A 24473-nucleotide genomic window follows, 5' to 3' on the forward strand; every position below is an offset into this window, starting at 1 on the left:
GCGGCGCGGACGACGCCGAAATCCCCGGAGCCCGAAGGACACCGGGGCGACGAAACCGACCCGTTGCAAAAACGTTGGACCGCCCGCCAGGAGGGACTCGCCTTGGACGAACGCTGGGAACCGCTCGAAGAGGATTTTTGGAACTTGCCCACGCTCGAGGCAGCACGCCACCTCCTCGGCCGCTACCTCGTCCACGAAACACCCGCGGGAACGCTCGTCGGACGCATCGTGGAAACCGAGGCGTACCTCGGGCCGGACGACCGCGCCGCCCACTCCTACGGCGGCAAGGTGACCCAGCGCAACCGCGTGATGTTTGGCCCGCCTGGGTACGCCTACGTGTACTTCATCTACGGGATGCACGAGTGCCTGAACGTCGTCACCGCGGAGGCGGGTGTGCCCCACGCCGTACTCATCCGCGCCCTCGAACCCGTCGCCGGCGTGGCGGAGATGGCGCGGCGCCGCGGCCTTTCTCCGGAGGAGGTGGAAGGGCGCCTTGCCCGGGGACTTCCCGAACCGCGGCTTACGAGCGGGCCGGGAAGGCTCACGCAGGCCCTCGGCATCACGCGGGCGCACTACGGCCACGACCTGCGTCGTCCACCCCTCTACCTTACGCGCGGCGAGCCGGTGCCCGACCGCCTCGTAGGCCGAAGCCCGCGCATCGGAATCGACTACGCCGGGGAAGCACGGGACTACCCGTGGCGCTTTTTCCTCCGGGACAACCCGTACGTCACGCGCTTCCCCCGACGAAAGGCCGAACGAGAGGGCGGAGGAGATGCGGACCTCATCCTTCGCGCAAAAAGGTGAGCCACACCTCGCGCCGACGGGGGCCGTCCCACTCCGCGAAAAAGATCCCCTGCCAGCGCCCGAGCTGAAGGGCACCGCCTTTGATGGGGACGAGGACGTGGGTGCCCGTTAGGACCGCCTTGATGTGCGCGTCGCTGTTCCCCTCCGCGTGGCGGAAGGAAGGGTCGCGCGGAACGACGCGGCGGAGGTGGGCGACGATGTCGCGGGCGACGTCGGGATCGGCGTGCTCGTTTACCAGGACCCCCGCCGTCGTGTGCGGCACGTACACGAGAACCGCGCCGGTTTCCCAACCGGCAGCCCGCACCTCCTCGGCCACGGCGGCGGTGATGTCCACGAGCTCCTCGCGTTCGCGGGTGACGACGGAAACCTTGCGCATCGACCATTCCTCCTTTCGAGGTGAACCGCGGTGGCTCCCTTGAAAATCCTCCTCCTCGAAGACGATCCTCCCCTCCGGCAGGCGGTGGCCGGGCTCCTCGAAGAGGCAGGATACCGGGTCACGTGCGCCGAGGACGTCTACGAGGCGGAAGGCTATGCCCTGAGCGAACTCTTCGACCTCTACCTCGTCGACGTCGTCCTCCCAGACGTCGACGGGTTTACCTTTCTTCGCCGGCTGCGCGAGCGGGGGGATCAGACGCCGGCGATCTTCCTTACGGCCCGCGACCAGGTGGAAGACCGCGTACGCGGCTTGAGCGTCGCCGGCGGCGACGACTACGTCGTGAAGCCCTTCTCCAGCGAAGAACTCCTCGCGCGCATCGCCGCCGTCCTCCGGCGCAGCGGGAAGGTCGACCCTCACGGGACGCTCAGCGTGGGGCCGATCCGTTTCGACCCCGCCCAAGGTCGGGTCGTCGTGCGCGGCACGCCCATAGAGCTCACGCCGACGGAGGAGCGCCTCCTCCTCACCTTTCTCCGCCATCCCGGAGAAGTCCTCCCGCGCGAGCGGCTCCTCGCGAGCGTATGGGGGGACGAGGGGGAGGTCGACGAACGCTCGCTCGAGCTGTACATCCACTACCTCCGGAGGAAGCTCAGGCCCTTCGGGCTGGAGCGGGCGATCGAAACCGTTCGGGGGCGCGGCTATCGCCTCCTCCGTTGGGAAGAGGAGGATCGGCCTCTGTGAACGTCCGAAAGCGCTTCCCCGCACAAGAAGAGGCGGTGCTCAACCCCGAGGCCGCGCGCATGTTTGCCCGGACGTACCGCAACCTCGCCCTCGGACTGGCGGCGTCCGTGCTCCTCCTCACCGCGGCACTTCTCGTGCTCCTCGTGCGGACGACGGAAGACGCGGTCATCCGCAGAATCGATGAACTCCTGCAAAACCGGGCTCAGGCCATCGCCACCGGACACGCGAGAGAGGTCGAACGGCGCCCCGCCTTCACCCCCGAGTCGGGGCGCCTGTTCTTCGTGTACTTCGGAGATCCCCCGCAAACCCCCCTCGCCGTCCGGCCCTACGACCCCTTTTCGGACGCCGCGCGAACCGTCCTCGCGCGCCTCGCGGAGAAAAACAAGTCCGCTCTGGGAGTATCCTCCCCTGTGACGGCACCCGCCCGCGTCGAGCTGGAAGGGGAGGCGTTTCGCTACGTCCTCGTCCGCCTCCCCGAAGGGGCTTCCGCTGCGTCGGGCGCGCGAAACGGTCAGGCGCATTCGCGGACGGCAGGGCCGCCTTCCCTCTCCCCTCCCGCCGACTCCCGCTACGCCCTCCTCCTCTACCCCTTGGCACGCGAAGAAGAGTTCCTCGCGAACCTGCGCCGACAGGCGTTCCTCGCCGGTGGCCTCTTTGCGGCGGTATCCGCCCTTTTGGGCCTGATCTTTGCCGACCGCGCCCTACGCCCCGTCCGCGAGGCGTGGGCCGCCCAGAGGCGCTTCGTCGCCGACGCTTCCCACGAACTCCGAACGCCCTTGCAGGTCCTCCGACTCAACCTCGAGCGCCTGGTCCGGCATAAAGACCGCACGGTGGCGGAAGAGCAACGCACCCTCGAGGTCCTCCTCGGCGAGCTCTCCCGCCTCGAGCACCTCGTGGGCGACCTCCTCACGCTTGCCAAAGCGGACGCCGACACGCTCGCCGTAGAAAAGCGCCTCGTCGACCTTGCCGACGTCGTGCGCCGCGAGGGCGAGGCCTTCCGACCGGCCTTTGAGGAAAAGGGCCTTTCTCTGGAGGTGCATGCGGAAGCGGCTCCCGTTTGGGGCGACCCCGAACGCCTCGCCCAAGTCGTCGCCATACTCTTGGACAACGCCGTGAGCTACACGGACCAGGGCGGCGCCTCTGTCGTCCTCGCCGTCGACAAGGCGAAAAAGCAGGCGATCCTTCAGATCGACGACAGCGGCATAGGAATCGGCCCCGAAGAGCGCGAACGCGCCTTCGACCGCTTTTACCGCGGCCGAGAGGCGCGCCGAAAAAAGCGCGAGGGAAGCGGCCTCGGGCTCGCCGTGGCGCGCATCATCGTCCAGGCGCACGGAGGGACGCTCCGCCTCCTTCCCCGGCCCGAAGGAGGAACGCGCGCCGAACTCCGCCTCCCCCTCGCACCTCATTCGTAGCGGAGGGCGACGATCGGGTCGAGGTTGGCCGCACGGACCGCGGGAAGGATGCCGAAGACGAGACCTACGGCCAGAGAAAAGAGGGTCGCCACGCCGATCACCGGCCAGCGGATGAGCACGGGAACGTGGAGGAGACGCTCGAGAAGCGCGCCGATGCCAAACCCCCCGAGCACGCCAAAGAACCCGCCCACCAAGCTCAAGACGAGGGATTCCAGGAGAAACTGGACGAGGATCTGACTCCGGCGGGCGCCGATCGCCTTCCGCAGGCCGATCTCCTTCGTCCGCTCGCTCACGGATACGAGCATGATGTTCATGATCCCGATCCCGCCTACGAGGAGGGAGATCCCCGCGATCCCCCCGAGCATGAGGCTCAGCGTGTGGGAAACGGAGCCGATCGTGCGGAGGACGTCTTCCTGCGTGAAGATGCTGAAGCTGTTTTCGTCGCCGCGGAAGGTGCGCAAGAGCTCGCGCCGAAGGGAGTCGACGGCGACCCGGACCTCCTCGGAGGAGGCGGCCTGGACGTACACCGTGCGCACGCCGCGGCTCTGGAGGAACCTCTCCGCCGTCGTGAGAGGGATGAGGACGCGGTCGTCGTTGGAAGCCCCGAGCGTAGTCCCTTTCGGGGCGAGGACGCCGACGACGGTAAAGACCGTACCGTTGAGCGTAACCTCCTGCCCCAGCGGATCGAAGGAACCGAAGAGCTGCTTCGCCGTGTTTGCCCCGAGGAGGACGACGCGGTTGCGGGCGGAAAGATCGAGGTCGGCAATGAACCGCCCTTCCGTCACCGCCAAATTGCGCACTTGGGCAAACGCGGGAGTTACCCCTTCCAGGGGAACGCTCACACTGTTCGTGCCCGCCTTCACCGTCGCCTGACCCAACACCTCGGGGGCGACGGCGGCGATCCCGGGGAGGTTTGCCCAGTCTTCCACGTCTTGGAGCCTTAGAGACGTCTGCGACCCCCGGCCGACGACGTTCACCGCGATCAAGTTGGATCCGAGTCCCTGGATCTGCTCCGTCACGCGGGCCGTCGCTCCTTGCCCCACGGCTACGAGGGCGATCACGGACGCCACGCCGATGATCACCCCGAGCATCGTGAGGAACGTGCGGAACGGGTTTCCCGAAAGGTTGCGAAAGGCCATCCGCAGGATCTCCAGGACGAGCAAGCTACTCCCCTCTTTCTTCGTCGGCGACGATGCGCCCGTCGCGAATGGCGATGCGCCGCCGCGCCCGGCGGGCGACTTCTCCGTCGTGCGTGATCAGGACGATCGTGCGCCCCTCCGCGTGGAGGGAGGCAAAGATCTCGAGGATCTCCTGCCCGGTACGGCTGTCCAACGCCCCCGTCGGCTCGTCCGCAAGCACGAGTTCCGGATCGCCCACGAGGGCGCGGGCGATCGCGACCCGCTGCTGCTGCCCGCCGGAGAGCTGGTTGGGAAAGTGGTAGAGGCGGCCTTCGAGGCCCAGGCGGGCGAGGACCTCCTTCGCCCGTTCGCGGCGCCGTCCGGGAGGCCATCCGCGGTACACGAGGGGGAGTTCGACGTTTTCGAGGGCCGTAAGCCGGGGGAGAAGGTAGAACTGCTGAAAGACAAAGCCGATCTTTTCGTTCCGGATGCGGGCGAGCTCTGCCTCCGAAAGGTGGCCTACCTCCCGACCGTCGAGTTCGTAGCGCCCGGACGTCGGGCGATCGAGGCACCCGAGGATGTGCATGAGCGTGGACTTCCCGGAACCCGAGGGGCCGACGACGGCCACGAAGTCCCCGCGGGAAATCTCCAAGGTGACCCCGTCCAGGGCGCGCACGCGCTCTTCCCCCATGGAGTACTCCTTGGAAACCCGCTCGAGTCGGATGAGGGGGGAGGTCATCGCCCTCCCCCTCCCCCCGGCTGTGTGGGAGTAGGTAAGGTACCGCCGCTCGGACGGCTCCCCGAATTCGGGAAAGTTCCGCTCCGGGAACCACCCCAGGTCCCCCCGGGTGTGCCGGAGGCGGGGGCCTGGCCTCCCCGCGGCATCATCCCCGGCACGGCCATCCCCTGACCCGGAGAAGGCCGGAATCCTCCCGTTCCCTGAGGGGAAGGCGGGCGCGGAACGAGCACGACGTCGCCCTCGGCGAGCCCCGAGACGATCTCCGCCTGACGCATGCTTACGAGCCCCACTTCCACGGGCCTAAGCGCCACGCCGGGCGGAAGGGAAGAAGAGGTCCCCGATTCGGACGCATTTTGCCCGCCGCTTTCTGCGGAAGCGGGGACATACACGTACGCCGCATTCCTCCGGCGGACCACCGCTTCCACCGGCACGAGCAAGGCGTCGTCCTTCTCGCCGACGAGGATTTGCGCCTCCGCCGTCATCCCGATCTTGAGGCCAGATACCGCGGGAACGTGGACGGTCACCGGAAAGGTGGCGACGCCGTTTTGCACCTCGCCCTCGTCGCCAATCGCGAGGACGTCCCCTTTGAGCGGAGTTTGCGAGACGGCCTGCACCGTGACCTCCGCCGTCTGCCCGACTTTGATCTTGTTCACGTCGAGCTCGTCGACGTGAATCACCACCTGCAGGTTCTGGTCGTCGAGGAGGAGCAGGAGGTCTTGCCCGGGAACGACGGCTTGTCCGGCGACGACGAAGACCTGGGAGATCTTTCCGTCGATGGGGGCCTTTACGGGAGCCGGAGCCTCGCCCTGGGCCCGGTACTGGGCGATGCGCTGCCGCGACTGCGCGATCCGGTCGTCGAGCTGAGAAAGCTGGGCTGCCAGATTCGCATCTTGCGCGGAAACGGGGCGCACTGCGGCGACGGCCTGTCCGCGAGCGACGACTTGGCCCGGCCTTCCGTCCACGCGGACGACGCGACCTTCCGTCTGCGCGCGGAGGGAAATCCGTTCGGGCGCGAGAAAGACGCCTTCTTGCAGGGCGGATACCTCGGGGCCGTCGGCGGGGCGAAAGACGACCCGCGCCTTTACCCCTTCCTGGACCGTACCCGCGACCTGCAGCGTCACCTTGCGCGCCGGAACGCCGTTTACGACGTCGAGGAAGGGATCCACGGAGACGACGCGTCCCGGCACGCTCTCTCCGGATTCCCCTGCGAGAAAGACCGTAGCTGGCGTACCGGGAGACAGCTTGGCCGCATCGCGTTCCGCGACGTACGCCGCGAGGCGTGAAGATCCCGTAAGCGTGAGCGTGGCGACCTCCGTCCCCGGAGACACCCGGTCCCCCGGATGGACGACGACGTCGGCGAGGAGGCCGTCGGCCGGAGCGACGATCGTCTCCTCCCGGGCGGCCGCCTGATCTTGGGCCTGGATTCGCGCCACGAGTTGTTCGCGCTGGGCGAGGAGCTGGGCGAGGGCGGCCTCTTCCTGCGAAATCTGCGCGCTCACGTCCTTTCCGGAAAAGCGGACGAGCTCGTCGCCCGCCCGAACGCGGTCTCCCGCCTTGACGAGGACTTCCGAAATCGTGGCTGCTGTCTCTGCCTTGAGGGACACCGTCTGCGCAGACTCTACGGACCCCGAGCCGCTTACGGCTACCGTGATCTTCCCCCGGACGACTCGGGCTTCCGAAAAGGCGTCGAGAATGTCGGGGGCCTTTGGGGCGTGCGCTCGCGACCACAAGAGGTATCCGCCGCCCCCGAGAAGCAAGCCGAGGGCGAGGAGGGGAATCCAGATCTTCTTGGGCACCATCGTGGCCTCCCTCGCGGTTCGGACCGGACCGGTCGAAATTTCCAAGGCTTCGTCAAATTCGGGGGAAAAGCACCTCGCCCACGATGGGGATCTTCTGTCCGCAGTACGGGCAGCGCCAGTCGCCCGCATCGTCTCGTTCGAGGTGCACCTCGCGCAAGGTGAACCCCTCGCGCACGAGGAGGGGACTCCCGCACGCGGGGCAGAACGTCGTCTCTCCGTCCGCCCGCCGCAGGTTTCCTAGGTACACGTAGCGGAGGTGGCGGCGGGCGAGCGCAAAGGCGCGAAGGAGGAAGTCGACGGGCGTGGGAGGTTCCGTGTACCGGTAGGCGGGAAAGTAGCGAGACAGGTGAAAGGGAATCTCAGGGTGTACGGAGGCGAGAAAGCGGGCGATTTCTTCGACTTCCTCGAGGCTGTCGTTCATCCCCGTGACGAGAAGCGTGGTGACCTCCACGTGGACGCGCTCGGCAGCGAGGGCGATCGTGCGCAGGACGGGTTCGAGGCGGCCGCGGAGGACACGCCGGTACGTCTCCGGACGAAACGCCTTGAGGTCGACGTTCATGGCGTCTACGTAGGGGAGAAGTTCCCGCAGAGGGGCTTCCTCGATGAACCCGTTCGTGACGAGTACGACGCGCCCGCCGCGCGCGCGGACGAGGCGGGCGGTGTCGCGCACGTACTCGTACCACACCGTGGGTTCCGAGTAGGTAAAGGCGACGCCCGCGCACTCCGGACAGCGGTCGAGTAGGGCGAGGACGTCTTCCGGCGAGAAAAAGCGGACGGGCGGCGTTCCGTGGGCGATTTCCCAGTTCTGGCAAAAGGGACAGTGGAGGTTGCACCCCCACGTCCCCAAAGAAAGGAGGAAGTGCCCCGGGTAGAAGTGAAAGAGGGGCTTTTTCTCCACCGGATCGACGGCCAGGCTCGACACCGCCCCGTAGTTCAGGGTAACGAGGCGGCCACCTACGTTGCGCCGCACGCGGCAGAGGCCCGTCTGCCCCTCGCGCAGCGTGCACCGGTGGGGGCAGAGGAGGCAGCGCACGCGCCCGTCGGGAAGCCTCTCGTACGCAGCGGCCTCGCGGACGAATTCCTCGCTCACGTTCACCCCGCATCCCTCCTTGGGGCCGCGTCGCTCCACACCACGGCTCCCCATCGAAGGCGGGCCGGCCCCATCCCCGCAAACCGCAAATCTCCCGAAGGCCGATCCGTCGCTTACGTCCTAAGGGGCTTCCCGGATCTCGCGAAACACTCCGCTGACGCGCCGCCGATGCGGCGCTCAGAGAAGGGTGGCCGAAGGACGTTCGAAAAAGCGGCGAACGCGGAAGCGCTGCAGCCGGTACGGCGTCCCGGGAGGGATTCCGGCCTTGCGCAGGGCGATGCGCACCTGCTCCTCGGGCGTGTCGATCCCCGGCAAGTCGGGGAGGAGGAGCCCCCGCCGGCGCCCCGCCTCCACGATGACGCCGTACGTGCGGGGATCCAGACCTTCGAGGGAAACGACTTCCTCCGGCGGCTCCAAGACGTCGACGGAGATCCGCACGTCGGGCAGCTCTTCTGGCCGTAAGGGCGGAAAGCGCGGGTCCTCTCGGGCGGCGGCGACGGCGTTTCGGACGATCTCCTCGTACAGCGTCGGTCGGGTCGGCTCCACGGTGCCTATGCACCCCCGCAGGAGGTCGTCTTTGTGGAGCGTCACGAAGGCGCCCCCGGGGCGCGCAAGCTCCGGAGGAAGAGAGGGCGGCGTGGGGAGGTACTCGCCGGTGGCAAAAAAGTGTTCGATGGCGCGCCGCGCCACCTGCGGCGGATCAAAGGGATCGTCTTGCCGCACGCGGGCAAAGCCCACGAGATACCCCACGCCGAAGGGGCCTTCGTACGAAAGGACCTCGGTCTCGACGGGGAGCCCCTCCAAGGCGCCGAAGAGGACGAGGAGGGGGCGGAAGCCGCACTCCCCCGCACCTTCCACGAGCCGCGGGTCCAAATCGAGGAGTTCCCTCCCCGCGGCGCGGGCGAAGATGTCGCGGATTCGCGCATCGAACTCCGGCCCTTCAGGGGCATAGCCGTACGGGCCGTCCGCGCTCAACCGGTGCGAGAGGTCTCCGCTCGCCACGACGAGGGCGCGCTTCCCGAGGGCGGAAGCGGCGGCGCGCAGCGCGCGGCCAAAGCGCATGAGCCGCCTCCACCCCAAAAGGCCGAGGCCGATTACGAGCGTGGGGACTTCCTCCACGGGAAATCCGCCCGCGCGAAGGCCGAGAAGGGGCGCCACGACAGCGTGGTCCAACGGGTAGGCCGCCTCGAAGGCGGTGGGAACGCCGTATTCCTCCGCCGCGGCGGCGACCGCTTCCGCGAGCTTCGGGTCGCTTTGAAGGACGATGCGCGCCTCGGGCGCCCCGAATCGCCCGAGGTCCCCCTCGAGGCGCACGGCGCGCACGACCGGAACAGCTTCCCAACGTACCGGCCCGTGGGGCGTGAGGAAAAAGACCACCTCGGGCCTAAGGGCGGCGAGTTTACGTCCGAGCGCCTGAAGCGCCGTCCAGGTCTGCGCCACGCGCCGGGCCTCTTCCTTCCCGACCTCGGGGACCATCACGGGCGGATGCGGGACGAGCGCACCGCCGACGACCCCCTTCTCCGTGCCGACTTCTCCGGAAGTTCCCGCATGCGAGGTCCGAAGCTCCCGAACATCCATCGCACGTTCCCCCTGCCCTTCGATTGTACCACCCGATGGGCGTAGGAAGAAAAATCTTTCCATTTCGGCGGGAGGTGGCGGTTCAGCGGGAGGCGGCGGCGAGGAGCGAGGCGTACGCTCCTCCGCGACCGACGAGCTCCTCGTGTGTGCCGACCTCTACGACGCGGCCGCGTTCCACGACGACGATGCGGTCCGCCCGCTCCACCGTCTGCAGCCGGTGGGCGATGACGATGCTCGTACGCCCGCGAAAGGCGAGTTCGAGGGCGTCTTGGACGAGGCGCTCCGTGTGGGGATCAACCCCGCTCGTCGCCTCGTCCAAGACGAGCACGGGAGGATCGACGAGGAGGACGCGGGCGATCGTCACGAGCTGGCGCTCCCCTTGGGAAAGGAGGTCCTCGTCCTCCTCCACCACCGTGTCGAGGCCGCCGGGAAGGGCCCGGACGACGTCCGCCAGACGGACGGCGCGAAGGACCTCCCAGATCTCTTCCTCCTCGGCCTCTCCGCGGCCGTAGAGGAGGTTCTCCCGAAGCGTCCCAGGGAAAAGCCATGCATCCTGTGGCACGTAGCCGAACTGCCGCCTCAGGACGTCTCGGGGGATCTCCCGGATCTCCCGCCCATCGAGGAGGATCTGCCCGCGCTCCGGATCGTAGAAGCGCAAGAGCAGGCTTACGAGCGTCGTCTTGCCCGAGCCCGTGGGCCCCACGATGGCCAAGCGCGTGCCTGCGGGAACGTGGAAAGAGACCCCGCAGAGGACCGGTTCCCCGGTGCGGTAGGCAAACCACACGTCTTCAAAGCGCACGTCCCCCCGGGCGCGCCAGGACCCCCGCCCCTCCACGGGCGAACTTGCGGAGTCCGGTTTAGGATGCCCCCGCGCTTCCCGAACTACGTCTAAGGGCGAGGCGCCCCCGTCGTCTTCCTCCGGTTCGTCGAGGAGGCGGAAGACGCGTTCCGCCGCGGCAATCGTCGACTGGAGGATGCTCGAGGCGTTGGCGAGCTGCGTCACGGGTTGGTTGAGCTGGCGCGCGTACTGGAGAAAGGCCTGCACGTCCCCGACGGAGAGGCGCCCGGAGAGCACCTGAAGCGCCCCGGCCCAGGCGAGGAGGACGTACCCCAGGTTTCCGACAAAGCCCATCCCCGGCCAAATGAGCCCGGAGACGAACTGCGCCCGCCATCCGGCGGCGTAGAGCTCGAAGTTCCGTTCCCGAAACCCGCGTTCGGCCCGCTCCTCCTGCCCGAAAGCCTTGGTCACCTCGAAACCGCGGACGTGTTCCTCGACCGCGGCGCTCACCGCCCCGAGGGCTTCCTGCTGGCGGAGGAAGAGGCGCTGGGCGCGCGGAGCGAGGAGGGAGACGATCCCCCCGGCGAGGGGGAGGAGGAAGAGCGTGAGGGCCGTGAGTTGGGGGCTCATGGTCAGCATCACGGCGAACATCCCGAGTCCCGAAAAGACGGCGGTAAACACGTCCACGAGGCTCTGCTGGAGCGTCGAACCCAAGAGGTCGAGGTCGTTCGTCATCCGACTCATGAGGTCGCCGTGGGGCCGCTCGTCGAAGGTGCGCACGGGGAGGCGGGCGAGTTTCGCCGCCACGGCGCGACGCAGGCGGTAGACGACGTCCTGAGCCACGCCGACCATGAGCACCTGCTGGAGGTAAGAGGCGACAAAGGAAAGGACGTAGATCCCCACAAGGAAGCCGAAGATCGCGCCGAGCCGCAGCCAAGGGACAAACGCCGGCGCACCCCCCACCCCACCTTGGCGCACGGCCGCGAAGAGGAGGTTCGTCACCTCTCCGATGAGCCGGGGGGCGACCACGGCGAAGAGCGTGGAGAGGACGGCGAAAAAAAGCACCCCCGCGAGGCGCAGGCGGTAAGGGGCGAGGAGGGAGAGCAAGCGGCGGAGGGTCCTCCGCGCCTCGCGCGGCCGTTCCGACGGCCGGAGAAAGGCCGAACCGCCGTGCGCGCCGCCCGGACGACCGCCTGCGCGCGTTCGTTCCGCGCTCACGCACCCTCACCCCCCTCGGCAATGCGTCGGGAGGCGAAAAGGTCGCGGTAGACGGGACTCGCGGCGAGGAGTTCGTCGTGCGTCCCCGTGGCGACGACGCGCCCGGCCTCGAGGACGACGACGAAGTCGGCGCGCCGGGCTACGGAAACGCGCCCGGTCACCAAAAGCACCGTTGCTCCGCGGAGAACGCTTCGAAGGTTGGCCAACACGCGTTCTTCCGTGGCCGCATCCAACGCGGAAAAGGCGTCGTCGAAAAGCACAAGCGGTGCCCGCCGAACGAGGGCGCGGGCAATGGCCAGACGCTGCCTTTGGCCGCCGGAAAAGTTGCGCCCGCCCGCCTCGACCGGGGCGTCCAATCCTCCCGGACGTTCGGCGACGAATTCCCAGGCACACGCCGCCTCGAGGGCAGCCACGAGCGCGTCGTCGGAGACCTCCTCCCCTTCAGGGAGTCCGTAGAGGAGGTTGTCCCGCACCGTCCCACGGAAGAGGTAGGGCCGCTGCGGGACGTAGGCGATCCACCTCCGGTACGCCCGTAGCGGAACCTCCCGGATGTCCACGCCGTCCCAAAGGACGCTCCCCTGGTAATCCGGGTAGAACCGGAGGAGGAGGCGAAGGAGCGTCGACTTCCCCGAACCCGTCCCGCCAACCACGGCGACAAACGCCCCCGCCGGAATCCGCATGTGAAAATTTTCGAGCTGGGGGCGCTCTGCGCCGGGCGCGCGGTACGAAACCTCCACGAACGCGAGCTCCGGTGGGGACGGACTTTCGCGGGCGGCGAATTCCTCCGCGAACCCCTCCCCACCGCGTTCTGCATGAGAAACCGCTTCCCATCCCTTCGCGCCGCGCGTTGCCTCCTCCGCGCCGCCGGGCATCCCCTCCTCTGCGGCATCCACACGTTCCTCGGGAGCGCGGAGGAGTTCGTCCAACCTCTCCGCAGAGACGAGGGCGCGCGGGAGGAGGAAAAAGAGCATCCCGAGCGTGAGGAACGCCCCGAGGAGGAAGACGGCGTACTGGACGAAGGCGATGAGCGAACCTACCGCGAGACTTCCCCGCTCTACGAATCGGGCACCTACGAAGAGGAGAAGGACGATGGTCGCGTTCAAGGCAAAGGTGATCGCCGGGCTCAAGAGCGCCATGATCCGGCTCACACGCACGGAAACTTCTCTCAGGTCGGCGCTTGCCCGGGCGATGCGCTCCGCCTCTTGGGCGTCGCGGACGAACGCCCGCGCCACGCGCACCCCGCCCAGGTAACTTCGGACGGCGCGGTTCAGGGCGTCGATGCGGAGCTGGACTTCCGTGTAGAGGGGGATGGCCCGACGGGAGAGGACGTAGAGAAAGGCGAGGACGACGGGGAGCGACGCGAGAAGGAGGAGGGCGAGGCGGGCATTCAGACGAAAGGCGAGGACGAGTCCCACGGCGGCGGTGATGGGCGCCCGAAGGAAGGGGCGCAACCCCAGGTAGAGGACCTGTTGAAGCTGCCCCACGTCGTTCGTGGCCCGCGTGAGAAGGGTCGCCGCTCCGAAGCGGCGGTACTCCCCGAAGGGGAGGTGCACGATGCGGCGAAAGACCTCCGCGCGCACGTGCATGCCGAAGCGGGAGGCAAAACGGGAAGCAAAAAGTCCTGAAGTCACCTGAAACGCCAGCGCCAAAAGCGTCGCGAAGAGCATCTCTCCACCCGTCGCCGCGACGACCGCCGCATCACCGCGCGCTACGCCCTCGTCTACGAGACGGGCAAAGAGGCTGGGGAGCGAAAGCTCCGCCGTCACTCCGGCGAGCGTGAACCCCACAATTGCCAAAACTTCCCAAAAGGAACGGCGAAGTTCGCGCACCACCAAGCTCCTCACGGGACGCGCGGCCAGCCCACGCCCCTTCTCCGCTCGTCCCGCGGCTTCCCACGTGAACACCGGGGCCACCACCTTCGTCCGCAGGGTCCGTATATTTAGGATATCGAAATATACGGTCCGCTGCATCGCACACGCCGCTCAGGGAAGCCGAGGGCCGAACACCGCCGTACCGATGCGGACGAGCGTAGCGCCTTCGAGAATCGCCCAGGGAAAGTCGCGGCTCATCCCCATGGAGAGTTCTTCGAGCGGGGCGTTCGGGTAGCCCTCCCGCCGCAGCCGCTCGCGGAGTTCGTAAAGGGTGCGAAAGGCGCGGCGTGCCCTCGCCTCGTCCTCTGCATTCGGCCCCAACGTCATGAGCCCCCGCACGACGAGGGTCGGGTAGCGGGCGAGTTGGTCGAAAAACGCCGGTACCTCGTCCGGAGAGAGCCCGTGCTTCGTCGGCTCTCCCGACACGTTCACCTCCACGTAGACGTCGAGGGTCCGCCCTTCGCGCTGAAGCCGGCGATGGAGCTCCTCCGCGAGCGCCGGCCGATCGAGGGATTCGACGACGGACGCGTACCGAAGTACGTCCCGCACCTTGTTCGTCTGAAGGTGCCCGATAAAGTGCCATTCGATCGCAAGGTCCGCCAAAACGGGGGCCTTGGCCTTGAGTTCCTGGGCGCGGTTTTCCCCGAAAAGGCGAGCGCCGAGCTCGTAGGCCGCGCGAATCTGCGCGGGCGCTGCGTTCTTGGAGGCGAGGAGGAGCCGCGCGCATTCTGCCGGGCGGCCCGCCCGCAGGCACGCCTCCTCGATCGCCGCGCGCACGGAGGCGAGCCGTCGGGCGAGCTCTTCGCGGGAGACCTCTACTCGAACTTCGTCTTCCGGACGGAAACCTCTCTCCGTCGGCCCTTCCCAGTCCGTCATGTCCTTCCCTCCAAACTCCCCTCCTTCTCTGTGCGTCTATTGTACTCGTTTCCTCGTACCATGTCCGAGACCCCTTCGATTCGCTCTGCGTTACACCTCCCGCCGGACAAAGGCGATGTACCCGAGAAGCCATAAGGCCACAGTCCAGGCGAGGAGGATCCCCACGCCACCCCAGAGGGAAATGTTGCCTAAGACTTGAACTTGAAGGTACGCGTCCGAAAGAGAATTCAAGAAAGGAGGGCTTTCAATCCCCCACTGCGACATCTGCCCCGCCGAAACCGCAAATCCTCCTTGAGAGGTGAAAACCGTCTCTCCCCCAGAAAACAAGGAAGAAGAGCCCGCCGACAAGAGGTCGCGAAAGAGAAAGGGGCCGAGATTTCCGCTGTACGTGAGGGGGCTCACGCGAAAGACCCAACGGACGATCTCAGGAACCTTTTCCCCCGACGCACCGGGAAGAAGCACCGTTGTGAGAAAGAGAATCCCTTGTGCCGTCTTTCCGCCGAAGATACCCAGAAGGGTAAAGGCAAAGGCGTACACCGTCTTCACCAGAAGAGCGCCGACGGAAAAGCCGAGGAAGACGAAAAAAATTTCGCCCAATACCTCCGTTCCCATAAGCCGGAACAAGGCGCGATCGTAAGGAAGCACATGGACGTTCCCTTGGCGATCGCTCCAGAGGATCGCAGCGTTACTCTCGCCGGGGAAAAAGACAAACGAGACAAGCAACGAAAGGGCCGCCAAGACGAGCGCCGCCGCGAGGTAAAGGAGGAGGGATATGGTCTTTGCGAAATAGATTCGCGTGCGCGAAACCGGTTGGGCAAAGAGCAGGCGGACGGTACCGTCGGAAAACTCGGAGGTCTGGATCATGACCCCTTCTGCAAAGACGAAAAAGGCGAGAAGGCCAAACGTCGCATGCCAGAGCGTGTCCACGTGCCACCAAACGGAAAGGGGCGTCGCCGGAGAGACTCCCTTTTCGCGGTATGCGCCAAGCATTCGATCCTTCTCGGCGCGGATCTGGGCCACGGCCGCATCCCGAGCGGCCTCTGCCTCGGCCTTTTGTTCCGGTGTCAGGTCTTTCTCGCCCATCTCGCGCGAGTATTCTTGTCGGGTTTTTTCGATACTCTGTTCGAATTTGACTTCCCAATAGCGAAGTCCGCTATCCGCTTCTGCCCGCGCGGAACTGCGTGTGTGCCACGTCCAGGCAAAGGATATTCCGAAGACGAGGAGGAGAATGAGCCCAAACCACAAGATTTCCTTTCGGCGAAGGATCTTAAGGAGTTCGTTTTGCACGAGAGCCCAAAACGACACGCGGCGTCCGTAGACCACCGTTTCATGCGCCGGAACCGCCAACTCCATCCCTCCGTTTCTCCCGGGCAACGGCGACCAAATTTTTTGCCCGATCGCGCGCCGCACGGACAAGTTCCAAATAACGCTCCTCGAGCGAAGTACGTGCGGGAACGACGGCGTACACGTCCAGAGAACGGGCTACGAGCGCTCGGTGGAGTTCGGGGACACGGGACGAGGAAATCTTCACGCGGACCCACGTTCCCCCTTCGACCAGACCGGTCCAACCGGGTACGAGGTCCCGCACTGCCTCGAGTGTGAGAAATTCCACTTTCCCGTCCGACGAAACGGAGGGCAGATCTTCCCTTCCCCCTTCGTCTGGTCCCCCACAGGATCTCGGCCGCCCGAAGGAAAAGAACCCAGCGCCGAAAAAATCTCCGGAAGTTCCGTACGCGCGCGCTTCGCGGGAGCGACGTAGAGGAGGTAGGTCATCCACTCTTCCCGATCTTCTCGAGAGATCGTCCCTCGGAGTTCTTCGACGGGGAGGACGCTTCCCGCAGCGATCATCGCAAAGCGGTCGGCGATGAGCTCCATCTCGCGGAGGAGGTGGCTCGAAAGGAGGACCGTCCCCCCTCGCTCGCGAACGTATCGAAGGAGGAGGTCGCGGACGTCGCGCATGCCCTCGGGATCGAGGCCGTTCATCGGCTCGTCGAGGATGAGGACTTCGGGATCGTGGAGGAGCGCGATCGCGAGGGCGAGGCGCTGCTTCATCCCCAGGGAGTACCGCGATACGCGATCGTGGATGCGCTCGGAGAGCCCAACCGTGCGGGCAACTTCGAGGATGCGCTCCTTTGTCACACCTTGGGGATGCATGCGGCCGAAGTGGAGGAGGTTCTCGTATCCCGAGAGATACGGGTACGCGTCGGGCTTTTCGATGATCGCGCCCACCCTACGGAGCACGTCCGCCCGCGCTTCCGCAAGCGGTACGCCGAAGTACCGCACGCTTCCCTCCTCAGGTCGTATGAGTCCGAGCAACACGCGGATGAGCGTCGTCTTCCCCGCGCCGTTTGGCCCGAGAAGCCCGAAGATTTCCCCGCGGCGCACCTCGAGGTCGATCCCCTTGAGGATCTCCCGACCGCCGATGCGCTTGCGAATCCCCCGGACTTCCAACGCAACTGCCGAATCGGCGGACACGTTACCCCTCCTTCTTGCAGACATCTCTCTGCTAGGTTGCCTTATCCTACGTTCTCGTTCCGCATCTAGAATACCATATTCTGCGAAACAGGAAAACCCATTCCTAACATCTCGATTACCTTAGGAACGCTCAGATATCGCACACCGCTTTCTGCGACTTTTCTCGCACGCATCTGTCCAACAGCGAAGATCGTTTGGTGTACATTTTGTAAGGTAGTTGTGAGGCGGGTGTAGTATAAGAGGTCTGATGGGGAAGAGAAAGGAACGCAAAGGGGAAAACCAGGGGACGGGAGGAGGACCAATGAAAAAAGAGCCCGCGCTTTCGCGCAGGCGTTTCCTCCTAGGCGCTTCGGTCGGTCTTCTCGCCTTATCGTTCTCAGTACCGTTCGCCGCGTCCGAACGCACGGAGGTAAAGAGGGTAGAAGTAGCCTTACCGGGACTCCCAAAAGAACTCGACGGGCTGACCATCGCCCACATCAGCGACCTCCACTACGGCTTCGGGAAGTTTCGGAATGCGGATGCCGTAGAGGAAGTCAAGGCGGTGGTAATGGCACAAAGTCCCGAACTCATCGTGTTCACGGGCGATCTTTTGGACCACACGGCAGACCCGGATTGGGCGAGCATTCCCCTGCTCAAAGGGCTGAAAGCTCCTCTTGGGGTGTACGCCGTTCTTGGCAATCACGACCGGCACTTCGACATCCGGGCGCTTAAGAAGTCCTTTGACGACGCCGGTGTGGAACTCTTACTCAACCAAAGCGTCGGCCTAAGGAGAAACGGGCATGCCTTTTGGGTCATTGGCCTCGACGATCCCCTCACCGGTTCGCCCGACATGGAGCGGGCGACGGCTTCCGTGCCGTCCGAGGATTTTCGCCTCCTCCTGGTGCACGCCCCGGATTTCGTTCCGAGAGCGGCGCATTTCGGCATCCCGCTCCAGCTGTCCGGGCACAGCCACGGAGGACAAATCCGACTCCCAGGAATTGGGCCCCTCATTCTGCCGCCCTTGGGAAAGGAGTTCCCCATGGGACTCCGGCACGTCCCGGGGACAGGGACGCACGTGTACACCACATGCGGATTGGGCACTTCGATCGTTCCCTTGCGGCTCTTTTGCCGCCCAGAGGTAACCCTCTTGGTCTTGCGTTCCCACACGTAAGCAGAAGCACTATGCCGCGCTTTCCGAAACTCCCCCTCGGAGGACGAGAAGAGAAACGAGGGAGAGGCTGCCGAGCACGGCGAGGTAAAGGGATACCGTCCAAAAGCTCCCGCCGCTTACGCTGAGGAGGTAGGCCGCAACGTAAGGCATCGTCCCCCCGGCGAGGGCAGAGCCGATGTGGTAGCCAAAGGCAGCCCCCGTATACCGGTATTCCGGCGGAAAGGCGCGGGCGTAAAGCGTGCCGATCACCGCCGACATCATGGCGCTCGGAACTACGAGCCCGAACAGCGTCGCACCGTAGAGACCTAGGGATCCCTTGCCAACGAGCGTGAAGAACACCGGCGTGTAGAGAACGGCGATCACCGCCCCGACCGCAAAGAGCGCCACCGCTCGCTTGGGTCGGTCGGCGATCTTTCCGTAGACGGGGGTGACGAGAATGGCGGCGACGGTGCCGAGGGCGAGGGCACCAAAGAGATCACTTCGGGGTATCCCGAGGACCTTGGTCCCGTAGCCGATGAGAAAGGTGGTGTAGAGGAAGTATGGCGCCGTCTCGATGAGCTTGATCCCCACGGCGGCGAGAAGCTTGCCGAGGTCGCGGGAAGCGATTTTCCGAAGCGGCGAACCTTGCGTACGACCTTCGCTTTGCGCCGCGAGAAAGTCCGGGGTTTCCCCGACGCCGCGGCGAAGCCAAAGCCCGATAGGGACGCCCAAAATCCCCAGAAGGAAGGGAATCCGCCACGCCCACTGACGGAAGGCTGTCTCCCCAAAGGCCGCGGTGACCGCCTCAAAGGCGAACAACCCGAGGAGAAATCCGAGGTGCGGCCCGATTTGGGGGAGGCTGCCGTAAAACGCCCGCCGTTCCCCCGGGGCGTGTTCGAGGGCGAGGAGAATCGCACCGCTCCATTCGCCTCCGAGGGCAAACCCCTGAAGGACGCGGAGAAAGACGAGGAGCGCGGGGGCGAAGACCCCGATCGCCGCTGCACCGGGGAGGATGCCGATGAGCCCCGTGGCAAGGCCCATGAGGGTGAGGGTGGCCATGAGCGCCGCCTTGCGCCCTATCCGGTCGCCCAGAGATCCGAAGAACGCAGCACCAAAAGGCCGGAAGAAAAAGGCCACGGCAAACGTCGCAAAGGACGCCATGAGTGAGGTGAGTTCGTCCTTGCTCGGGAAAAAGAGCTCTCCGAAGACGAGCCCGGCAGCAGTGCCATACAGAAAGTAGTCGTACCACTCCACGACGCTCCCCGCGAGGCTCGCGAGGACGACGCGTCCGAGGGAGACGGCGGAAGTCGAGGCGGAGTCGAAGCGAACGGAAAGACGGGCCACGGCGTCTCCCTCCTCACAAAGGTTTGGGAACTTAGACGGAAGCGACAGACGCGACAACCATCCGGACATCTGTCTTGCCCCGTGTCAATAACCAAAGTGCTCGAAGGAATTGTATCCGAAGGGCCATCGCCCGTCAACGAATCCCCCCTTCCTTTTCCACGCTCTTCCTGCCATGCTCTGTGTGTCGTACGGAGTCGAAAGAAAATTTAATTTCTTTTTGTCGAAACGGGCGAAAAGCGTTGCACGTGTTCGCGCATAAAATATAGAATAGCTTCACCGCTATCGCCGGAAAATGCGTGCAGGTGAAGAATACAGACGTATCCGCGTCTGCACCCCGTCCCGCGACCCGCACGCGCTTCCGGTGGTCCATAGCATTCCCGCGGGGAGGTGAACCTGCCGTGACTCAACCGTTGCCCGAAGTTCGCCTGCGGCGACGGGGCTCCCTTGCGACGTGCGTGAGGTCAACCCTAGCGCAGCACACCCTAGTTGCCCCAATCGCCCCGGGTTTTCCTGCGTCGGACGTGAGGTCAAGCCGGAAGCAGAATGCGGGAGGATTTACGCTTCTCGAGGTTCTCCTCGTCGTCGGCCTTCTCGCCCTCCTCCTTTGGCTCGTCTCCCCCAACCTCTTCTCCGCCTATGCGCGGGGGGAGTCGAAAATCTGCACGGCTCGGGCGGAGCTCCTCCGCCGCGCGGTCGTCGAGTACATGGCCGACCACGGAGGGGACAAGCCCGCCGGCGGGTCGACGGATTTAAAAGAGGTAGTCACAGAGCTGCGAACGACCGGGTACCTCGACGGAGAGGAAAACACGCCCCAAGAGGAACTCCTCGCCTGCGGCGCCGGCACCTTCTCCCTCACCTACGGCGACGACGGCAAACCCAAGGTGGAGTGGAGGCGTTCGGGAAGCGCGGAAGCAGAGGCTAAAAAGTAGAAAAGGGCGGCGGGAAAGGGGGGAGAGGCGACGAACGGTAGGAATGCAAAACACTCGGGGGTTCCGGCCACGGTGCACCCCACGCTCGAAGCGAAGCGCGCGCCTCGTGAAACGAGACAAGCCCTTCGCCCGGAAGAACTGCCGGCCGCCGAAGAACTCGAAACCCACATCCTGCGCAAGGCCGTCGCCCTCCGGGCGAGCGACGTCCACCTCGACCCTTCACCCAAAAGCTGGCGCGTATTTCTTCGCGTGGGCCGAACCCTCTTCCCCGATGCGGAGGTTTCGCGACAGGCAGGCGAGCAGCTCCTCCGTCGGCTTAAACTCGCCGCCCACCTGAACTTGGCGGAGACGCGCCTTCCCCAGGACGGCCGCTTCACCCGAGAGTTTGCGGGCGAAGCGTACACCTTCCGCGTGGCCACCCTGCCCACCCTGTACGGAGAAAAGGCGACGGTGCGGGTCCTCTACCCACATCCTTTGCACGCGGACCTCGCCTCACTCGGCATTTCCGGCCGCGAACGCGCCCGCCTCGAACGCTGGCTCGAAGCCGAAGATCGCCTCGTCCTCATCGCCGGCGCCGCCGGCACGGGCAAGACGACGGCGCTGTACGCGATCCTCGCCACCCTCGTCCGCACGGGACGTACCGTGTACACCCTGGAAGACCCTGTCGAGGCGGAAATCTCAGGTGCGCTTCAGGTGGACCTCGACGCGCACGTCGGGCTTACCGTCGGCGTCGCCTTTCGTGCCGTACTGCGACACGACCCCGATGTCGTGGCCGTCGGCGAGATCCGCGATGCGGAGGCGGCCTTTTGGGCGGTGCACGCCGCCCTCACCGGCCACCTCGTCTTGGCCACCCTCCACGCCGGCTCCCCCACTCGGGCCCTCCTCCGCCTCGAAGAGCTCGGCATTTCTCCGCGGCGCATCCGCGAGGCACTCCGGGGGATCCTCTTCCTCCGAAGGAAGCCGCACCGGGAGCTCCTCTACCCGAATGCACCTCCTCCGGGAGGCACGGCCGGGGAAATGCCCGTGCCGCCGTCGTGTCCGCCAACCTACCGCACCTTCTCTCTCGGCCCCCTCGGAAATGCCACGGGCAAACGCGCGCGCAGGGAGCGAAAGGTCGGTGAGCGCGGAGGTGAAGCTACGTCCCTTGCGCCGCTCGGAAGGCCTTGACCGAGGGGCATCGTCCCCGGAAAGCACCTGCACATCCGCTCGGCAAGGTGGGGGTTTGAGACGAAGGGGCCCCCGCCCTTGGTCCGAAGAAGACGTGCAGCGGGTTGCCTGGCAGCTCGCCAAACTCCTCGGGGCGGGAATTCCTTTGGCAGAAGCTCTCGAGGCCGTGCGTGCCGAAGGAGCCCCAAAGACTGCGGACACGCTCGGCCGCGTACTCCCACTCCTCGAGGCGGGGTACCCCTTGGCAGAAGCCCTTGCCGCGATCGGATGGGGCAAAGAAGCGGTTTCCTTCGTCGCCATCGCCGAACGGACGGGAGATTATGCCGGTGCCCTAAACCGCCTCGCCGAACGCCTCGCCCGCCGCATCGCCATCCGGCGAAGGCTCCTGGGCCAACTCGCCTACCCCGCCTTTCTCTTCGCCCTTGTCCTCGCCTTTGCCGTTTCGGCGCACGCCTACTTCCTCCCGCGGATCGCCGGCCTCGCGGAGGCGGTCGTACAGGAAAATCCCGCCGCAGCGCGCCTGTATGCATTCGACGCCACGCTTTTAGGGGTTCTCGTGGCCGGCACCCTCGTCGCGGTACTCCCGGCCGTCGCCCTCCGTACGGGGGATCCCCGCCTCCTGTCCTGCGCCGTTCGCCTCCCCTTTGCAGGAACGGCCCTCCGCGCCGCCGCCACCGTCCGCACGCTCGAACCCCTCGCCGCCCTCCTCGAGGCGGGGTACGACGTCGACCGGGCACTCGCCAAACTCCTCGATCTCTCCCCACCGCCGTACGCCGCTTCCCTTTACCTCCACGTGCGGACGCGGCTCAAAGAAGGAGCCCGCATCTCCGACGCCCTGGCCCGAATCCCCTGGCTCGACGGTCGTTGGCGCACATACGTACGTCTGGGCGAGCGGACAGGCGAACTTCCCTATGCCCTCGGCGCGTACGTCGCCTTCCTCGAGGAAGACCTCGAAGAACGGCTGGGGCGCATCGCGGCTTCCGCCCAGCCTTTCGCCCTCATCCTCGCGACGGCGTTCGCCGCCTCGCTCCTCCTTCGCATCCTCCTTCCCCTCACTGCCGCCCTCGCCTCCTTCTGACCGCCCCGGATGGGCAAAGGACGGGATCTGCCGTGTGGAGCACGACAGTGGAAGTCCTTCTCGTCGCGTCCCTTTTCGTCCTCGCCTTGGGCCTCGTCTATGGCCCCTTCTCCGCGTCGCTCGCGCACGTGCGCGCGTCGTGCGCCGCCGCCGACCTCGACGACGACCTCATTCTCACGCGCACCGTCGCGGCACTTGCGGGAACCCAAGGAAAGGTGGTCCTACCTGGAAACGAGCGCGAACGGGCCTATCGGCTGGAATTCGCATCCGCCGACAGCTCCCTGCAGTTTGCCGAAGGCGAACTCCCTCCCGGGGTTGTCGTGCGCGGCGGTGGCACGATCGCCTTCGGCCGGACGGGGCGCCTACGCCCGCCGTCGCACACCTTTACTCTCGTAGAGAAGGGAGGAAGGGAGCGGCCGTACGGAATCTCCGCCCAGACCGGCCGCCTCTACGAAAGGTGACGACGCGCCGAACCGCCCCGGCAGAGCGCGACGCCGGGTTTTCCCTCACGGAGATGCTCCTGGCCGCGGGCCTATTCGCCCTCCTCGCCGCCTTTCTCCTCGGCGCATGGCGCGAAATAGATCGCGCCGAAGAGCGCCTAAAGGCGCGGGAAGAGTGTCTCGAAGCCTACCGAGAATTCCTCGCCCGTTGGCCCTTCGTAATCGCGTGCGGGGAGCACGACTGCCAGGACGAGGGCGAGGCGCGGGCCTACTTCGTCCGGACGTTCGAGGAAACGGCGCGCGCCGTACAATCCTCCGCGCGCCTCGGGGAAGCCCCGCAGCTCGAAAGCCTAAAGCTCGTAGAACTCGAAGCCGCCGACCGCTCCCCGGAAAGTTCCGACGCCTTTGCCGCCGCGCGCCACGTCTACCGATTCGTCGTCGCCTTCGGCAAAGACTGCGAGGCGGAGCTGTACAGCGCGGTGCTCGTCCGCGCGGCCGCCGAAGGATGGCACACCCGTGCGGAGTGCGCGAAACCCGCGGACGCCGAACGAGGATCGGGAGGCCGCTGAGACACCCTGCGGAACGCCGCACCAAGGAGACCCGCAAACGCTAAAAAACCTCGACCGGGCGTCGCTTCTACTGGATGGCTTGTGTCAAAAGGGGTGTCGCTTCCACTGGATGGCTTGTGTCAAAAGGGGTGTCGCTTCCACTGGATGGCTTGTGTCAAAAGGGGTGTCGCTTCCACCGAAGGGCGTGCGTCGAAAGGGATGGAAAAAGGAATGGAAAACCCGAGAGACTCCGCGAAAAAGGCCGCAGGCTTTACCCTTCTCGAGGTGCTCCTCGCCCTCGCGTTGTTTTCTCTCCTCGCCTCCTCGACGTGGCTCCTCCTCTCCGGCCTGCGCCGCCTCGACGGCAAGGCGGAAGAGCTCGCCGTGCGCCGAGACCTCCTCGCCGCCGCTCTCTACGTGCGGAATGACGTGCGCCTCTTTGCCGAAGGCTACCCGCCGGGGCGAACGAAGCAGGTCGACCCCACGGCCGTGCGCCGGCAACCCTTCGCCTGGGACCTCATCCCGCCCTCTCGGGAAGGAGGTCCGCAAGAAGGCGGCGCCCCGTGGCGCGTGCGGGCAGAGTATTCCTCTCCCGACGAAACCCACGTGTACGAGCTGTACGTCGACTGCGACGCATTTGGTCATACGTCCCTGCGTTGGAAGAAACGCTACGAAGAAGGGCGTCTCGCCGTCTGGACGCGGGGAGAGGCGGTCCGCTTCCGCTTCTTCGACGGAGAGGGTCGGGAGATCCGCACCGAAAAAGGAGGGGGTTTGCAGCGGGTAGAGGACTACCTCCGGGTCGAAGTGGAACGGGGGCGGGAAGGGGGGCGCGTGCTCTTTACGCCTTGGCCCTTGCCCGCCGTGTGGATCCTGCCCCTCGACGAGGAGGGAGGGTAAGTCGATGCGCACGCACTCCGAAGGCTTCGCCCTTCCGTTCGTCCTCGGCGCCCTCGCCCTCGGCGTCGC

At 66.0% G+C, this 24473-nt stretch carries 23 protein-coding genes; 10 read left to right on the forward strand and 13 right to left on the reverse strand.

The features are described 5' to 3' along the window. The first annotated feature begins 102 nt into the window (after nt 1-102). Nucleotides 103-804 (forward strand): DNA-3-methyladenine glycosylase, encoded by a 702-nt coding sequence (locus tag C7438_RS02970; protein WP_121443823.1) that lies wholly within the window; start codon nt 103-105, stop codon nt 802-804. Here the strand turns inward: C7438_RS02970 and C7438_RS02975 are convergent. Further along, the gene (locus tag C7438_RS02975) at nt 782-1180 is read right to left on the reverse strand and encodes a secondary thiamine-phosphate synthase enzyme YjbQ (RefSeq protein ID WP_121443824.1); all 399 of its coding nucleotides are present in this window, start codon (nt 1178-1180) and stop codon (nt 782-784) included. The two genes, C7438_RS02970 and C7438_RS02975, sit on opposite strands and share 23 nt — an antisense overlap. A 30-nt stretch (nt 1181-1210) precedes the next feature. On the opposite strand from C7438_RS02975, the gene C7438_RS02980 reads away from it, so the two are divergent. Together C7438_RS02980 and C7438_RS02985 are read left to right on the forward strand one after the other, a co-directional pair. Then, on the forward strand, nt 1211-1918 hold the full coding sequence (locus C7438_RS02980) for a response regulator transcription factor (RefSeq protein ID WP_121443825.1): 708 nt from the start codon (nt 1211-1213) through the stop codon (nt 1916-1918). Further along, nucleotides 1915-3330, forward strand: coding sequence for a sensor histidine kinase (locus C7438_RS02985; RefSeq protein WP_121443826.1), 1416 nt, complete (start codon nt 1915-1917; stop codon nt 3328-3330). The genes C7438_RS02980 and C7438_RS02985 overlap by 4 nt, the downstream gene beginning before the upstream one ends. Here C7438_RS02985 and C7438_RS02990 read toward each other — a convergent pair. The 11 genes from C7438_RS02990 to C7438_RS03040 form a co-directional block, all read right to left on the reverse strand. Further along, nucleotides 3321-4493: an ABC transporter permease gene (locus C7438_RS02990; RefSeq protein ID WP_121443827.1), complete on the reverse strand. Its 1173-nt coding sequence runs from the start codon at nt 4491-4493 to the stop codon at nt 3321-3323. The two genes, C7438_RS02985 and C7438_RS02990, sit on opposite strands and share 10 nt — an antisense overlap. Before the next feature lies 1 nt (nt 4494). Next, nucleotides 4495-5187, reverse strand: coding sequence for an ABC transporter ATP-binding protein (locus C7438_RS02995; protein ID WP_121443828.1), 693 nt, complete (start codon nt 5185-5187; stop codon nt 4495-4497). After that, nucleotides 5184-6983: an efflux RND transporter periplasmic adaptor subunit gene (locus C7438_RS03000; RefSeq protein ID WP_170143520.1), complete on the reverse strand. Its 1800-nt coding sequence runs from the start codon at nt 6981-6983 to the stop codon at nt 5184-5186. The genes C7438_RS02995 and C7438_RS03000 overlap by 4 nt, the downstream gene beginning before the upstream one ends. A 55-nt stretch (nt 6984-7038) precedes the next feature. After that, nucleotides 7039-8082, reverse strand: coding sequence for an AmmeMemoRadiSam system radical SAM enzyme (gene amrS / locus C7438_RS03005; RefSeq protein WP_245956448.1), 1044 nt, complete (start codon nt 8080-8082; stop codon nt 7039-7041). A gap of 171 nt (nt 8083-8253) precedes the next feature. After that, complete coding sequence (gene amrA / locus C7438_RS03010) at nt 8254-9654, reverse strand: AmmeMemoRadiSam system protein A (RefSeq protein WP_121443831.1); 1401 nt, start codon at nt 9652-9654, stop codon at nt 8254-8256. 82 nt (nt 9655-9736) lie between these two features. Then, the gene (locus tag C7438_RS03015) at nt 9737-11650 is read right to left on the reverse strand and encodes an ABC transporter ATP-binding protein (RefSeq protein ID WP_121443832.1); all 1914 of its coding nucleotides are present in this window, start codon (nt 11648-11650) and stop codon (nt 9737-9739) included. After that, nucleotides 11647-13554: an ABC transporter ATP-binding protein gene (locus tag C7438_RS03020; protein ID WP_170143521.1), complete on the reverse strand. Its 1908-nt coding sequence runs from the start codon at nt 13552-13554 to the stop codon at nt 11647-11649. Before C7438_RS03020 ends, C7438_RS03015 begins: the two co-directional genes overlap by 4 nt. Before the next feature lie 78 nt (nt 13555-13632). Next, nucleotides 13633-14397, reverse strand: coding sequence for a YggS family pyridoxal phosphate-dependent enzyme (locus C7438_RS03025; protein ID WP_121443834.1), 765 nt, complete (start codon nt 14395-14397; stop codon nt 13633-13635). Nucleotides 14398-14487: 90 nt separating this feature from the next. Beyond that, nucleotides 14488-15750: a DUF2705 family protein gene (locus tag C7438_RS03030; protein WP_121443835.1), complete on the reverse strand. Its 1263-nt coding sequence runs from the start codon at nt 15748-15750 to the stop codon at nt 14488-14490. Next, nucleotides 15725-15928: a hypothetical protein gene (locus C7438_RS03035; RefSeq protein ID WP_121443836.1), complete on the reverse strand. Its 204-nt coding sequence runs from the start codon at nt 15926-15928 to the stop codon at nt 15725-15727. The genes C7438_RS03030 and C7438_RS03035 overlap by 26 nt, the downstream gene beginning before the upstream one ends. Further along, nucleotides 15925-16872, reverse strand: a complete 948-nt coding sequence (locus tag C7438_RS03040) for an ABC transporter ATP-binding protein (RefSeq protein ID WP_170143522.1) — start codon at nt 16870-16872, stop codon at nt 15925-15927. The genes C7438_RS03035 and C7438_RS03040 overlap by 4 nt, the downstream gene beginning before the upstream one ends. Before the next feature lie 301 nt (nt 16873-17173). Here C7438_RS03040 and C7438_RS03045 point away from each other — a divergent pair, with 301 nt between their 5' ends. Continuing rightward, nucleotides 17174-18022 (forward strand): metallophosphoesterase, encoded by an 849-nt coding sequence (locus C7438_RS03045; RefSeq protein ID WP_170143523.1) that lies wholly within the window; start codon nt 17174-17176, stop codon nt 18020-18022. 9 nt (nt 18023-18031) lie between these two features. Here the strand turns inward: C7438_RS03045 and C7438_RS03050 are convergent, their stop codons facing one another. Then, the gene (locus C7438_RS03050; RefSeq protein ID WP_170143524.1) at nt 18032-19345 is read right to left on the reverse strand and encodes an MFS transporter; all 1314 of its coding nucleotides are present in this window, start codon (nt 19343-19345) and stop codon (nt 18032-18034) included. A gap of 398 nt (nt 19346-19743) precedes the next feature. On the opposite strand from C7438_RS03050, the gene C7438_RS03055 reads away from it, so the two are divergent. The 6 genes from C7438_RS03055 (at nt 19744) to C7438_RS03080 (ending at nt 24404) form a co-directional block, all read left to right on the forward strand. After that, nucleotides 19744-20274, forward strand: a complete 531-nt coding sequence (locus C7438_RS03055; protein WP_170143525.1) for a prepilin-type N-terminal cleavage/methylation domain-containing protein — start codon at nt 19744-19746, stop codon at nt 20272-20274. Between the two features lie 72 nt (nt 20275-20346). Further along, nucleotides 20347-21441, forward strand: a complete 1095-nt coding sequence (locus C7438_RS03060) for a GspE/PulE family protein (RefSeq protein WP_121443841.1) — start codon at nt 20347-20349, stop codon at nt 21439-21441. 94 nt (nt 21442-21535) lie between these two features. Further along, entirely contained in the window at nt 21536-22519 is a 984-nt protein-coding gene (locus tag C7438_RS03065; protein ID WP_170143526.1) for a type II secretion system F family protein, read from the forward strand. A gap of 32 nt (nt 22520-22551) precedes the next feature. Next, nucleotides 22552-22980, forward strand: a complete 429-nt coding sequence (locus C7438_RS03070) for a hypothetical protein (protein WP_121443843.1) — start codon at nt 22552-22554, stop codon at nt 22978-22980. Next, nucleotides 22977-23528, forward strand: coding sequence for a prepilin-type N-terminal cleavage/methylation domain-containing protein (locus tag C7438_RS03075; protein WP_121443844.1), 552 nt, complete (start codon nt 22977-22979; stop codon nt 23526-23528). The genes C7438_RS03070 and C7438_RS03075 overlap by 4 nt, the downstream gene beginning before the upstream one ends. Nucleotides 23529-23738: 210 nt before the next feature. Next, entirely contained in the window at nt 23739-24404 is a 666-nt protein-coding gene (locus C7438_RS03080; protein WP_170143527.1) for a prepilin-type N-terminal cleavage/methylation domain-containing protein, read from the forward strand. The last annotated feature ends 69 nt before the right edge of the window (nt 24405-24473 follow it).

Source organism: Brockia lithotrophica (assembly GCF_003633725.1).
GTDB lineage: Bacteria > Bacillota > Bacilli > Thermicanales > DSM-22653 > Brockia > Brockia lithotrophica.